This window comes from Sphaerisporangium melleum, from assembly GCF_014646695.1.
Lineage (GTDB): Bacteria > Actinomycetota > Actinomycetes > Streptosporangiales > Streptosporangiaceae > Sphaerisporangium > Sphaerisporangium melleum.
Window position 1 is genome coordinate 121,730 of the sequence record NZ_BMNT01000022.1, and the last position, 12,519, is coordinate 134,248.

13 protein-coding genes are annotated in these 12,519 nt (G+C 71.3%); 8 read left to right on the plus strand and 5 right to left on the minus strand.

Annotated features, from left to right (window positions below):
- Positions 1 to 40: 40 nt before the first annotated feature.
- A complete protein-coding gene (locus tag IEY93_RS20485) occupies positions 41 to 781 on the minus strand; it encodes an SDR family oxidoreductase (protein ID WP_189164709.1) in 741 nt (246 codons plus the stop codon).
- 203 nt (positions 782 to 984) lie between these two features.
- Between IEY93_RS20485 and mshA the strand changes: the two genes are divergently transcribed.
- The 3 genes from mshA (at position 985) to IEY93_RS20500 (ending at position 3,733) form a co-directional block, all read left to right on the plus strand.
- Positions 985 to 2,274, plus strand: coding sequence for a D-inositol-3-phosphate glycosyltransferase (gene mshA / locus IEY93_RS20490; RefSeq protein WP_189164710.1), 1,290 nt, complete (start codon positions 985 to 987; stop codon positions 2,272 to 2,274).
- Between the two features lie 145 nt (positions 2,275 to 2,419).
- Entirely contained in the window at positions 2,420 to 2,914 is a 495-nt protein-coding gene (locus tag IEY93_RS20495) for a type III secretion system chaperone family protein (protein ID WP_189164711.1), read from the plus strand.
- A 69-nt stretch (positions 2,915 to 2,983) separates the two neighbouring features.
- Positions 2,984 to 3,733, plus strand: a complete 750-nt coding sequence (locus tag IEY93_RS20500; RefSeq protein WP_189164712.1) for a phosphoglyceromutase — start codon at positions 2,984 to 2,986, stop codon at positions 3,731 to 3,733.
- A gap of 101 nt (positions 3,734 to 3,834) precedes the next feature.
- Here IEY93_RS20500 and phoU read toward each other — a convergent pair whose 3' ends face one another.
- Positions 3,835 to 4,494 (minus strand): phosphate signaling complex protein PhoU, encoded by a 660-nt coding sequence (phoU, locus tag IEY93_RS20505; protein ID WP_189164713.1) that lies wholly within the window; start codon positions 4,492 to 4,494, stop codon positions 3,835 to 3,837.
- A gap of 175 nt (positions 4,495 to 4,669) precedes the next feature.
- Between phoU and IEY93_RS20510 the strand changes: the two genes are divergently transcribed.
- Together IEY93_RS20510 and IEY93_RS20515 are read left to right on the plus strand one after the other, a co-directional pair.
- The gene (locus tag IEY93_RS20510) at positions 4,670 to 5,782 is read left to right on the plus strand and encodes a sensor histidine kinase (RefSeq protein ID WP_203968742.1); all 1,113 of its coding nucleotides are present in this window, start codon (positions 4,670 to 4,672) and stop codon (positions 5,780 to 5,782) included.
- Complete coding sequence (locus IEY93_RS20515) at positions 5,779 to 6,468, plus strand: response regulator (RefSeq protein WP_189164715.1); 690 nt, start codon at positions 5,779 to 5,781, stop codon at positions 6,466 to 6,468. The genes IEY93_RS20510 and IEY93_RS20515 overlap by 4 nt, the downstream gene beginning before the upstream one ends.
- 153 nt (positions 6,469 to 6,621) lie before the next feature.
- On the opposite strand, the gene IEY93_RS20520 is transcribed toward IEY93_RS20515, so the two are convergent.
- Complete coding sequence (locus IEY93_RS20520; RefSeq protein ID WP_229691306.1) at positions 6,622 to 7,251, minus strand: copper chaperone PCu(A)C domain-containing protein; 630 nt, start codon at positions 7,249 to 7,251, stop codon at positions 6,622 to 6,624.
- A 262-nt stretch (positions 7,252 to 7,513) separates the two neighbouring features.
- Here IEY93_RS20520 and IEY93_RS20525 point away from each other — a divergent pair, with 262 nt between their 5' ends.
- Positions 7,514 to 7,996, plus strand: coding sequence for a CarD family transcriptional regulator (locus tag IEY93_RS20525; RefSeq protein WP_184978896.1), 483 nt, complete (start codon positions 7,514 to 7,516; stop codon positions 7,994 to 7,996).
- Between the two features lie 17 nt (positions 7,997 to 8,013).
- The gene (ispF, locus tag IEY93_RS20530; protein WP_189164716.1) at positions 8,014 to 8,472 is read left to right on the plus strand and encodes a 2-C-methyl-D-erythritol 2,4-cyclodiphosphate synthase; all 459 of its coding nucleotides are present in this window, start codon (positions 8,014 to 8,016) and stop codon (positions 8,470 to 8,472) included.
- Positions 8,473 to 8,758: 286 nt separating this feature from the next.
- Here the strand turns inward: ispF and IEY93_RS20535 are convergent, their stop codons facing one another.
- Together IEY93_RS20535 and IEY93_RS20540 are read right to left on the minus strand one after the other, a co-directional pair.
- Positions 8,759 to 9,028: a GlsB/YeaQ/YmgE family stress response membrane protein gene (locus IEY93_RS20535; RefSeq protein ID WP_189164717.1), complete on the minus strand. Its 270-nt coding sequence runs from the start codon at positions 9,026 to 9,028 to the stop codon at positions 8,759 to 8,761.
- Between the two features lie 131 nt (positions 9,029 to 9,159).
- Positions 9,160 to 10,794 carry a DUF2637 domain-containing protein gene (locus IEY93_RS20540; protein ID WP_189164718.1) on the minus strand — a complete coding sequence of 545 codons (1,635 nt, stop codon included), beginning with the start codon at positions 10,792 to 10,794 and terminating at the stop codon, positions 9,160 to 9,162.
- Positions 10,795 to 11,119: 325 nt separating this feature from the next.
- On the opposite strand from IEY93_RS20540, the gene cysS reads away from it, so the two are divergent.
- The gene (gene cysS, locus IEY93_RS20545; RefSeq protein WP_189164719.1) at positions 11,120 to 12,517 is read left to right on the plus strand and encodes a cysteine--tRNA ligase; all 1,398 of its coding nucleotides are present in this window, start codon (positions 11,120 to 11,122) and stop codon (positions 12,515 to 12,517) included.
- Positions 12,518 to 12,519: the final 2 nt, after the last annotated feature.

A 12,519-nucleotide genomic window follows, 5' to 3' on the forward strand; every position in this document is an offset into this window, starting at 1 on the left:
CGCCGGGACGCCGGGCGGGCTCCTGAGATGGCCGGCACGCTCAGGAGACCCGGTGCACCTTGTGCTGCGCGGCCTGCGCGCGCGGGCGGATCACCAGGCGGTCGATGTTGACGTGCGACGGCCGCGTGACGGTCCACGCGATCGCGTCCGCCACGTCATCGGCGGTCAGCGGGTCGGGCACCCCTTGGTACACCTGCCGGGCCCGCTCGGCGTCCCCGCGGAAGCGGGTCAGCGCGAACTCCTCGGTCTGCACCATGCCGGGGGCGATCTCGATGACGCGCACCGGCTCCCCGCACAGCTCCAGGCGCAGCGTCTCGGTCATCGACGTCTGCGCGTGCTTGGCCGCGCAGTAGCCGCCGCCGCCCTCGTAGGAGACCAGGCCGGCCGTCGAGGTCAGCATCAGCAGCACGCCGTCCCCGGAGGCGATCAGCTTGGGCAGCAGCGCCTTGGTCACGCGCAGCGAGCCCAGCACGTTGACCTCGTACATGCCGCGCCAGTCGTCGACCAGGGCCTCGGCGACCGGCTCCAGCCCGACGGCCCCGCCGGCGTTGTTGACCAGCACATCACACCGCTCCAGCGAGGCCGCCAGCTCGGCCACCGACTCCTCGGAGGTCACGTCCAGCGTCACCGGGCGGATCGCCGGGATCTCGGCCGCCAGCTTGTCCAGCCGCTCGCGGCGCCGCGCGGCCGCCACGACCTCGAAGCCCTCCGCGGCGAGCCGGCGCGCGGTCGCCTCGCCGATGCCGCTGCTCGCCCCGGTCACCACAGCAGTCCTGGTCATGTGCCGTCCTCGTGCTCGTCGTCCGCCCTGCGGGGCACGCGGCCCGCGCTTGGCGCGGACCGGCCGGAGTGCCGGTGGGCGATGCCCCCAGTGCCACCCCACGTCATCTTGCCAGCGCGGCCGGACGCCTGCGCGTGCGGACCTGACATGCCGGGAATCTCACGAAGTTTCTGTCGGTTAGTACTCTTCTGGAGGTGGTGTCGGTGCCGCGAGTGCCGGTCGCACGCCGGATCAACCGGGTCGCGACGATCAGCATGCACACGTCCCCGCTCGACCAGCCGGGCACCGGTGACGCCGGGGGGATGAACGTCTACATCGTCGAGGCGGCCAAGCGGCTCGCGGACCTCAACGTCGAGGTCGAGATCTTCACGCGGCAGACCGCGCGCGACCTGCCTCCCGCCGTCGAACTGGTGCCCGGCGTCACCGTCCGGCACGTGACCGCGGGCCCCTACGAGGAACTCGACAAGGGGGACCTGCCGGGCCAGCTGTGCGCCTTCGTCTCCGGCGTGCTGCGCACCGAGGCCATGTACGATCCCGGGCGCTACGACCTGATCCACTCCCACTACTGGCTGTCGGGCCAGGTCGGCCGGCTCGCCAAGGAACGCTGGGGCGTGCCGCTCGTCCACACCATGCACACCATGGCCAAGGTGAAGAACCTCCTGCTCGCCGAGGGCGACAAGCCCGAACCCGTGGCGCGCGTGCTCGGCGAGGCGCAGGTCGTCGAGGTGGCCGACCGCCTGGTCGCCAACACCGCCGCCGAGGGACGCGAGCTGATCGACCTGTACGCCGCGCCGCGCGAGCGCGTGGTCGTGGTCAACCCCGGGGTCAACCTGCAGGTGTTCCGGCCCGCGGCCAAGGACGCCGCCCGGCGGCGGCTCGGCCTGCCGCAGGACGCCCACATCATGCTCTTCGTCGGCCGCATCCAGCCGCTCAAGGCCCCCGACGTGCTGCTGCGGGCCGCCGCCCGCATGCTCGCCGAGGACCCCTCGCTGCGGTCGCGCCTGCTCGTCGCCTGCGTCGGCGGGCCGAGCGGCAACGGGCTCGCCCGTCCCTCCTACCTGACCGAGCTGGCCGCCGAACTCGGCATCTCCGACGTCGTGCGGCTCGCGCCCCCGGCGCCGCAGGCCGAGCTGGCCGACTGGTACCGCGCCGCGGACGTCACCGTCGTCCCCTCCCACAACGAATCGTTCGGGCTGGTCGCGCTGGAGTCGCAGGCGTGCGGCACCCCGGTCGCCGCGGCGGCCGTGGGCGGGCTGCGCACGGCCGTGCGCGACGGGGTGTCCGGCCTGCTCGTCGACGGGCACGACCCGCTCGCCTGGGCCAGGGCGCTGCGCGCGTTCGTCGAGCGGCCGCAGTGGCGCGAGGCGCTCGCCGTGGGCGCCGGTGAGCACGCGGCGGCGTTCGGCTGGTCGGCCACCGCCGCGCGTCTGCTGGATGTGTACTCGGGGATCCTGGCCCGGCTGGGCCGTACCCCGGTCGCGGCCCCCATCTGATCCCGGCCGGCGATCGGGCGGATGGCGCTCGTCACCGCGGGCCGGTGGCATGGCCGCCCGAGGCCGGGGCAGTACTCTCGAATACCCTCCGAAGTGCCCCTCGGCACCCTGGACGCCCCGATCCGACGAACCGGGAGTGACTGTGATGGATCACGAGGCGGTCGTCGAGGCCGCGCTCAAGGCCGCCGAGATCTCCTACGAGCGCCCGCATCCGAGGTCGTTCCTGGTGCGGCTGCCCGGGCAGCACAAGCTGGCGACCATGACCTGGCTCACCGTCTCCGACCAGGCCCTGCACGTCGAGGCGTTCTTCTGCCGCAGGCCGGACGAGAACCACCTGGAGTTCTACCGCTGGCTGCTCACCAAGAACGGCGCCATGTACGGCGTCCACTTCGCCGTGGACAAGGTCGGGGACGTCCACCTCGTCGGCCGCCTGCCGCTGGCGGCGGTGTCGGCGCAGGAGCTCGACCGGCTGCTCGGCTGCGTGCTGACCTACGCCGACGAGTGGTTCGACCGCGCCCTGGAGCTCGGGTTCGCCTCCTCGATCCGCCGGGAGTGGGAGTGGCGGGTCAAGCGCGGCGAGTCGCTGGCCAACCTGCGCGCCTTCGAGGGGATCATCGAGCGCGCGGGCCGGGACGGCTGACCGGCGCCACCACGCGGGTACGGCGGAGCCGTTGCCCGGGTAAAGCGGCCAGGTCCTAAGCTTGGCCCCATGGCTACTTTGGTGCTATTGCGGCATGGCGAGAGCGAGTGGAACGCGAAGGGCCTGTTCACCGGATGGGTCGATGTCACCCTCTCGCCCGTGGGCGAAGAGGAGGCCCGTCGCGGCGGCAGGCTGCTGGTCGAGGCGGGGCTGCGCCCCGACGTCGTGCACACCTCGGTGCTCACCCGCGCCATCCAGACCGCCAACCTCGCGCTCGGCGCGGCAGACCTGCTCTGGCTGCCGGTCACGCGTTCCTGGCGGCTCAACGAGCGTCACTACGGCGCGTTGCAGGGCAAGAACAAGGCGCAGACCCGTGAGGAGTTCGGCGACGAGCAGTTCATGCTCTGGCGGCGCTCCTATGATGTCCCGCCGCCGCCGATCGCCGACGACGACGAGTTCTCCCAGGCTGGCGACGTGCGCTACGGCACGCTGCCGCCCGAGCTGCTGCCGCGCACCGAGTGCCTCAAGGACGTCGTGCAGCGCATGCTGCCCTACTGGTACGACAACATCGTGCCCGACCTGGCCGCCGGCCGCACCGTCCTGGTCGTCGCCCACGGCAACTCCCTGCGCGCCCTGGTCAAGCACCTCGACGGCGTCGGCGACGAAGAGATCGCCGGCCTCAACATCCCCACCGGCATCCCGCTCCGCTACGAGCTGGACGACGACTTCCGGCCGGTCAAGCCCGGCGGCGAGTACCTCGACCCCGAGGCCGCCAAGGCCGCCATCGAGGCCGTGGCCAACCAGGGCAAGGCCAAGTAGGCACGGTCACGTAGGCACGGTCACGACGAAGCCCCGGGCCAGATGGACCCGGGGCCGGTGCGGGGGCGGCGCGACCGTGACAGGTTCGTCGTGAGCCCGCGTCAGGAGTCCGAGGCGACCTCCGGCCGGTCGCCCGTCACCAGGTACACCACGTCGTGGGCGACGCGTACGGCGTGGTCGGCGTACCGCTCGTAGTAGCGGCCGGTGAGGGTGATGTCGATCGCCGGCTCGATGCCGTGCGTCCAGTTCTTCGACAGCAGCACGCGGAACAGCCTGCGGTGCAGCCGGTCCATCGCGTCATCGTCGTCGTCCAGCTCCTTGGCCAGGTCGACGTCCTGGTTGGCGATGCAGCTGCCGGTCTTGGTGACCAGCCGCTCGGCGATCTGCCCCATCTCCAGGATCGTGTCACGCAGCTCCGGCGGGATCGCCGAGTCGGGGTGACGCATCCGCGCGATCTTCGCCACGTGCTCGGCCAGGTCGCCCATGCGCTCCAGGTCGCCGCCCATCCGCAGGGCGGTGATGGCGGTGCGCAGGTCCACGGCCACGGGCTGCTGGGTGGCCATGAGCTCGAAGATCGCGGCCTCCAGCTCCTTGTACAGCCGGTCGATCTCGGCGTCCTGCGAGATCACGCTCTCGGCGAGCTGCAGGTCGGCGTCCAGCAGAGCGGTCGTGGCACGGGAGATCGCCGAGCGCACCAGGTGCGTCATCTGCACCAGGCGCTGGGTGAGAGCGTTGAGTTCATCATGGAAGGCGTCGCGCATGCGGCTCACGCTACGCGCGCGTTCGTGAACGAACTTCGTCCAGCAGATGAACTCTCCTGGAAACAGGCGGTATAGGGGGCCTGGTCAGCGGAAAGAGCCGCCTACCATCGGAAGCGTGAGTGAGATCGTGGCAAGCCTTGCCGCTCTGGCGGGTTTTGTCGTCGGGGCGATCGCGATGGTGGCGGTGCGACCCCGGGACAAAAAGCGCCCTGATCCGACCGACAACCCCGAGAGCGTCCTGCCCCAGGGGGTGGCCTCCGTGCTCGCGGTGCTGCCCAGCTCGGCGGTGGTCCTCGGCCGGGACGACCGGGTGCTGCGCGCCAGCTCGGCGGCGCGGGCGTTCGGCCTGGTCAAGGGAGACCACCTCATGGCCGCGGAGCTGCTCGCCCTGGCCCGGCAGGTGCGCAGGGACGGCGAGATCCGGGAGAGCGAGTTCGAGGTGGCCCGCCACAAGTTCGGCATGGAGGTCACCACCTTCGCCGTGCGGGTCGCCCCGCTCGGCACCCACGGCCAGGTGCTGGTCCTCGCCGAGGACCAGACCGAGCGGCGCCGGGTCGAGGCCGTGCGCCGCGACTTCGTCGCCAACGTCAGCCACGAGCTCAAGACCCCGGTGGGCGCGCTGAGCCTGCTCGCCGAGACCATCCAGGACGCCTCCGACGACCCCGTCGCGGTCGACCGCTTCGCCGGCCGCATGCAGCACGAGGCCGCCCGGCTCACCTACCTGGTGCAGGACCTGATCACCCTTTCCCGCATCCAGGGCGGCGAGCCGATCCCCACCCCGAGCTGCGTCCCGGTGGACGAGGTGGTCCACGAGGCCATGGATCGCTGCAACACCAAGGCGTCGTCCAAGGAGATCGCCCTGGTCACGGGAGGCACCGAGGGGCTTCAGGTGTGGGGCGACGACGAGCTGCTGGTCACCGCGCTGCGCAACCTGATCGACAACGCCGTCGCCTACAGCCCAGAGAACACCCGGGTCGTGGTCAGCACCCGCCCCGCCGGCGACACCGTCGAGGTGAGCGTCAGCGACCAGGGCATCGGCATCCCCGAGAGCTCCCAGGAGCGCATCTTCGAGAGGTTCTTCCGCGTCGACGCCGCCCGTTCACGGGCGACCGGCGGCACCGGTCTCGGCCTCGCCATCGTCAAGCACGTCGCCGTGGCCCACGGCGGCGAGGTGACCGTGTGGAGCAAGGAAGGCTCGGGCTCCACCTTCACGCTTCGTCTGCCGGCTTTCGGCGGCACGGCGATAGCCGTACCCAGCACAACGAAATCTCTGGAGGCCGCGAAGTGACCCGCGTGCTCGTCGTCGAAGACGAGGAGTCGTTCTCCGACGCCCTGTCCTACATGCTGCGCAAGGAGGGGTTCGAGGTGGCCGTGGCCGCCACCGGGCCGGAGGCGCTCGACGCCTTCGACCGCAACGGCGCCGACCTCGTGCTCCTCGACCTGATGCTCCCCGGCCTGCCGGGCACCGAGGTCTGCCGTTCCCTGCGCCAGCGCTCCAAGGTGCCGGTGATCATGCTGACCGCCAAGGACAGCGAGATCGACAAGGTGGTCGGCCTGGAGCTCGGCGCCGACGACTACGTCACCAAGCCGTTCTCCTCCCGCGAGTTGGTGGCGCGCATCCGCGCGGTGCTGCGCAGGCAGGGCGACAGCGAAGAGATCGAGCAGGCGGTCCTGGCCGCCGGCCCGGTGCGCATGGACGTCGACCGGCACATCGTCGCGGTGCGCGGCCGGCAGGTGCAGCTCCCGCTGAAGGAGTTCGAGCTGCTCGAGGTCCTGCTGCGCAACGCCGGGCGGGTGCTGACCCGCGGGCAGCTCATCGACCGCGTGTGGGGCGCCGACTACGTCGGGGACACCAAGACCCTCGACGTCCACGTCAAGCGTCTGCGGGCGAAGGTCGAGGCCGACCCGTCCGACCCGCGCTGCATCCTGACCGTCCGCGGCCTGGGCTACAAGTTCGACCCCGTCGAGAGCTGATCCGGCCACGCGAAAGGCCCGGCGGCACGGCTCCCAGAGCCGGCCACCGGGCCTTTTCTCATGTCGTCGGCGGTTCCCCGCGTGCTGTGGTGCGCGCACGCTCGCCTGCGCGCACCACAGGGCCGTGCGGGGGCCGCAGGCCGCCCCGCAGGGTCAGCTGTCGGCGCTCGGGTCGGGCGTCGGGGTCGCGGCGTCGGAGACCGCGGGAGTGGGCGTGGCCGGGAGCGACGCGGCGGGGCTCGGGGCGGCCGGCAGGCTCGCGTACTCACGGCTGCGCGTGACCACGGGCACGTTCATCTGGATGTCGCCGGCGTTGGCGAAGCGGAGGGTGAGCTGAAGCGTCTCGCCGCCGTACAGCGGCTTCTGGATGCCTTCCAGGACGACCTGGGAGGCGGGCTTGCCGGTGTTGGCCAGCTGACCCGGCGGCACCGCGATGGAGCCGGGGGACTTGACCGACGTGGCCACCTGCGGGGCCACTGCCACCCCCTCGAGGCGGTCGGTGGCGGTGCCGTAGTTCACCATGGAGAGATAGAGCGGGACCGCGCCGCCCGGCGCGATCTGCGCCCCGGCCTCGGGACCGAGGAGGAACGCTTGCGGAATCTTGATGCCGTTCCTGCCGTAGGACTTGGCGGAGCCGTTGCTGTCGATCAGCACGTTCGCCTCGGTCGGGGCGTAGGCGTTGCTGGTGTTGGCATCGGCGCCCGCGCCGCATGCGGCCAGCGCCGGAGCGGCTGCGAGCAGCGCGGTGATCATCATCACCCGTCGACGGCTGGTGCTGGTCACGGTTCGAGGTCTCCTTGGTGCACATCGGTATGGCCAGTGGCAACCTTATCCGTGCTCGGCATGCCTCGTTCAGCGGGGGCGGCGCGGTGCGGAGGGGGCCAGCGCCGCAGGTCACCGGCCATGTCAGAAGGACTCATTCACACAGTGGAGGCGTTGTCAAGTCCTAAATCGAGGCGTTGACCTGCAGTTATGTTGATTTCACTGTTCCGGGAGGGGGCTCACGCGTGGTATCCTGGAGTACAGCGGAAGGGGTACTTGTCACATGACTTTCCAGGTCGGCGACACTGTCGTCTACCCCCACCACGGGGCTGCTCGGATCGAAGCCATCACGACCCGCACGATAAAGGGCGAGGACAGAACCTATCTGGTGCTGAAGGTCGACAAGGGCGACCTTACCGTACAGGTGCCTGCGGACAACGCCGAGCTTGTCGGGGTGCGTGACGTTGTGGGCCAAGAAGGCCTTGAGCGTGTCTTCGACGTCCTGCGCATGCCACACACCGAAGAGCCCACCAACTGGTCCCGCCGCTACAAGGCGAACCTTGAGAAGCTGGCGTCCGGCGACGTCAACAAGGTCGCCGAGGTGGTGCGCGACCTTTGGAGGCGCGACAAGGAGCGCGGTCTGTCCGCCGGTGAGAAGCGCATGCTCGCCAAGGCACGGCAGATCCTGGTCAGCGAGCTCGCGCTCGCCGAGAAGACCAACGAGGACAAGGCCGAAGCGCTTCTGGACGAGGTTCTCAACTCCTGAACACGATATGGCCAAGGGTGGGCGTCGGAGTCGACGTCCACCCTTTCGCATCAGGTCGCGAGCTGCACCTGGCCGGTCTGCACTGGCCGGGTGAGACCGGGCTCGCCGGTCACTCCGATGGCGACGCCGCCGCGCACGCCTGCTGCGACGCGTTGCTGTCCGCCGCCGGGCTCGGTGACATCGGCGGGCTGTTCGGCACGTCCGACCCCCGATGGGCGGGCGCGTCCGGTGTCGCGCTGCTCGAGGAGACCGCTCGTCACCTGCGCGCGTCCGGGTTCGAGATCGGCAACATCGCGGTGCAGATCATCGGCAACCGTCCCAAGCTGTCGCCGCGCCGCGCCGAGGCCGAGAAGGTCCTCGGCGAGGCGGCCTCGGCACCGGTCAGCATCAGTGCGACCACGACCGACGGGCTCGGCCTGACCGGCCGCGGCGAAGGCATTGCCGCCATCGCCACCGCTCTCGTCTTCGCTTCCTAGTCTCGGCGCGCCGGTTCAGGCGGGCACTTCGGCCGTTGTCCGGCGGGAGCGTACGGGCTGAGCAGCCCGCCGATGAAAGCCCGGCCGGCCTTCGTGGTTCGGACCCGAACGCCGAAGATCCGCCTGGTCGTGGTGACCAGGCGGATCTCGAAGGTGCCGGCGGAGCCGTGACACCGTGGCCGGAGTCCTCGTGCGTCGGGTTCCCTACTACGGGCCCGGGAGTCCGTCCCCGGTGGCCGGTACGTCGGCGGAGTTCAGGCGGACGTCACCGGCGTGACGTCCCCCGTCACACCCTTTCCCGGCCGCGGATCGCGGCGACGGCGCCTACACCGACCACCGCCAGGACCACCTGGAGAACCAGCTCGATCCAGTCGATTCCGTCGGTGGTCGCGACGCCGAGCACCTGGGCGATGGCCGTACCGATGAGGGCGGCGACGATTCCGACGACGATCGTCAGAAGCCATCCGATGGGCTGGCGGCCGGGCAGGACGAGCCGGCCGAGAGCTCCGATGATGGCACCGATGACGATCGCGCCGAGGATGGTCTGAATGGACATATTGAGCCTCCCCTTGAGGGTCGCACCTTCACGCTGACAAGGTGGCTACCCCCACATGGGGTACTAATCCTAGAAAGTAAGAAAACCCTGATCAGAGTGCCAGAAATCCGCAACGCGGCATGTTCGGCACGTCATTCCTCGGGGGGAAGCGGGGTGCTGCGCATCCGGCCGGACGGCGGTGGAGCCGCCGGCCCGCCCTCGCCGGGCGCCGTCTCGGCCTCTCCGGACGGCGCCCGCCGCCACGACGTCTCGTGCTCCTCGGCGCTGCCCGCCTGGTGCGCGGGATCGGGCACGGCGCCGCCCTGCCAGGCGGCGTCCTCCGCCTCCCGCGCGTCCGCCTGGGGGAGGGGCGCGGCCTCTCCCCGCAGGTGCGGGTAGGGCTGGGTGTCGGCCTTCTCCTCGTCCTTCTCGGGCGCGGAGTCCTTCTCGGGCGCGGCGTCCGCGGGCGGCTCGGGCTCGTGGCCGGTGATGTTCGGGTACGGCTGCGTGTCACCCATCTCGCGACCACGCTCGGGCTTGGCCGGCAGCGGGTGGACCAGCACGTCGCCGGTGGCGGGACGCACCAGGTCGCCCCAGCGGAGCGGCCGGTCGGGGTCGCGCTCCTGCCGCCGCTCAGGGACGGCCTGCCCGCGCGGCCGGGGCACGAGCCGCTGCTCCGGCTCGGGCGCGGGCACATTGTGCTCGGCCTCCGGCCCGCCGTGCGCGTGCGCGCCGGAGACGGTCCCCATGTCGGCGACCTTCTCGGGGGCCGTGGCAGCGGATTCCGCGGCGGGGGCCTCCTCGGGGACGGCGCCGGCCTCCGGTGCGAGGGGGGCGGATTCCTGGGCCACGGCGGCGGCCGGGTGAGCGTCCTGGACGTCCTGGACGCCGGCGGGCGAGGGGACGGCGGCGTCGCTCTCCGCCTGGGCGGCCGGGGCGTCGGCGGTGGCCGCGGCAAAGCCGGCTCCGGACCGGCCGGAGGAGCCGGAAGTGACGGAAGGGGTGGTGGGCGGCGCGGGCCGTGCGGCGTCCTCGCCGTCTGCGGAAGGCCGGCGGCCCTGTTCGCGGAGCGGAGGCAACTCGTCCACCGTGGGCGTTTCGGGCGCCGGGGTGGGCGGCACGACCCGGGTCACGTCCGGCTCGACGTCGTCCGGCGAGCCCAGGTGCGGAACGATCTCCCCTGAGGGAGCGATCGCGTGCACGGCGGCGTCCAGGGGCGGAGCCTGGCCGGGGTCGCGTTCCTCCCGGCCGAAGGGGACGATGTCCTGACCACGGCCCTCGGCGGTGTCCGGGCCGGGCCGGGTCTGCTGGGCTCCGGCCGGGAGCAGGAAGAGCCACAGCCCGATGAGGAGCATCAGCCAAGGCGTCACGGCGGCGCCCACGGCGAGGGCCCGCGTGTCCAGGGTGGTCTGGGTCGCCCCCACGACATTCGCGGCGCCGGCGGCGACGATGAGCACGGCCAGGACCAGCCACGCCTGGAGGCGGGCGAGCAGCCGGGCGGAGCGCAGCAGGAACACCGCGATCAGCGCGATCACCAGGAGCGCGTCGAAGCCCGCGGGATAGAGGTAGGCGAGATCGTGCCGCGCGCCACCGGCGAGGGCGAGGGCGCGGATCGCGTCGAAGGAGAGCGCGCAGGCCGCGCCCGCCAGTGTCACGATCGCCAGGCCCGCGATGGCGGTCCCGATGCGGCGCAACAGCAGTGCCGCCCGGGAGGGCTGCGCGGAGACGGGCGGGGGACCGGACCGGCGGGAGGACGTGCCTGCCGCCAAGGGGGATGTGACTTCCATGGCGTTTTCGAGCCTACAGAATCGGCGTGATCGTGGCGGGGATGCGACGGCGCGCCACGCGGGACCGGGGCGGCCGGGGATTCGGGCAGGGCCCGGGACGGCTCGGGGCGCGAGGCGGGCCGCGGATGCGTGGTAGCGAACGCAGGTTCACCGACAATACGGAGACTATGCAACTCGCCATGACGGACAACTAGTCACAAAATGGAAGAAGACGGTCAAGGATGTGGTCCGTCCGGAAAGGCCATGGCATTCACTTCGGTTTCCCTGCTGTGTGAGGTCGGGCAACCTGTCCTGTCGGCGCCTGCGAGGCATTAGCCTTGCGTTCGTGAGTCTGCGCCTATATGACACCGGCACCCGTGCGGTCCGCGACTTCGTCCCCGTCCAGCCCGGCCGGGTCTCGATTTACCTGTGCGGGGCCACAGTGCAGGCGCCACCGCATATCGGGCACATCCGCTCCGGCGTCAACTTCGACGTCATCCGGCGGTGGCTCACCCGGTCCGGGTACGAGGTCACCTTCTGCCGCAACGTCACCGATCTCGACGACAAGATCATAAGGGTGGCCGCCGAAGAGGGCGTGCCGTGGTTCGTGATCGCCGAGCGCAATCAGCGCGCGTTCACCTGGGCCTATGACGCGCTCGGCTGCATCCCGCCCACGGTCGAGCCGCGGGCGATGGGCCACATCCCCGAGATGATCGAGCTGATGCAGCGCCTCATCGACAAGGGGCACGCCTACGCCGCCGGGGGTGATGTCTACTTCGACGTCATGTCCTACGCCCAGCGGTACGGCAGGCTCTCCAACCAGCGCCCGGAGAACATGCGCGCGGCCTGCGACACCGACAACGACTCCGCCAAGCACGACGGACGCGACTTCGCCCTGTGGAAGGGCGCCAAGCCCGGCGAGCCGACCTGGCAGACCCCCTGGGGCCCCGGCCGGCCCGGCTGGCACCTCGAGTGCTCGGCCATGGCCACCAAGTACCTCGGCGAGACCTTCGACATCCACGGCGGCGGCGTCGACCTGATCTTCCCGCACCACGAGAACGAGGTCGCGCAGTCGCAGGCCGCCGGCGACGGCTTTGCCCGCTACTGGCTGCACAACGGCATGCTCAAGATCGGCGCCGAGAAGATGAGCAAGTCCCTCGGCAACTCGCTGCTCGTCCCCGCCATGCTGACCAAGGTGCGGGCCGTCGAGCTGCGTTACTACCTCGTCGCCGCGCACTACCGCTCCGCGATCGACTACTCCGAGGAGGCCCTGGCCGAGGCCGCCACCGCCTACCAGCGCATCGAGGGCTTCGTCACCCGCGCGGCCGAGGTGATCCACGACGTGGACGCGGCGGCGCCGCTCCCGCAGGCGTTCGTGGACGCCATGGACGACGACCTCGGTGTGCCACAGGCGCTCGCGGTGGTGCACGAGGTCGTCCGCGAGGGCAACGTCGCGCTGGCCGCGGGGAACAAGGAGCAGGTCGCCCGCCTGCTCGCCGAGACCCAGAGCATGCTCGACGTGCTCGGCCTCGACCCGCGCTCGCCGCAGTGGCGCGAGTCCAGGGCCGAGAGCGGCCTGCACGACACCGTGGACGCCCTGGTCAAGGTGGCGCTGGAGCAGCGCCAGGCGGCCCGCGCCCGCAAGGACTACGCCGCGGCCGACGCGATCCGCGACCAGCTCGCCGAGGCGGGCATCCTCGTGGAGGACACCCCCTCCGGTCCTCGCTGGGAACCGGCGCGCTGATC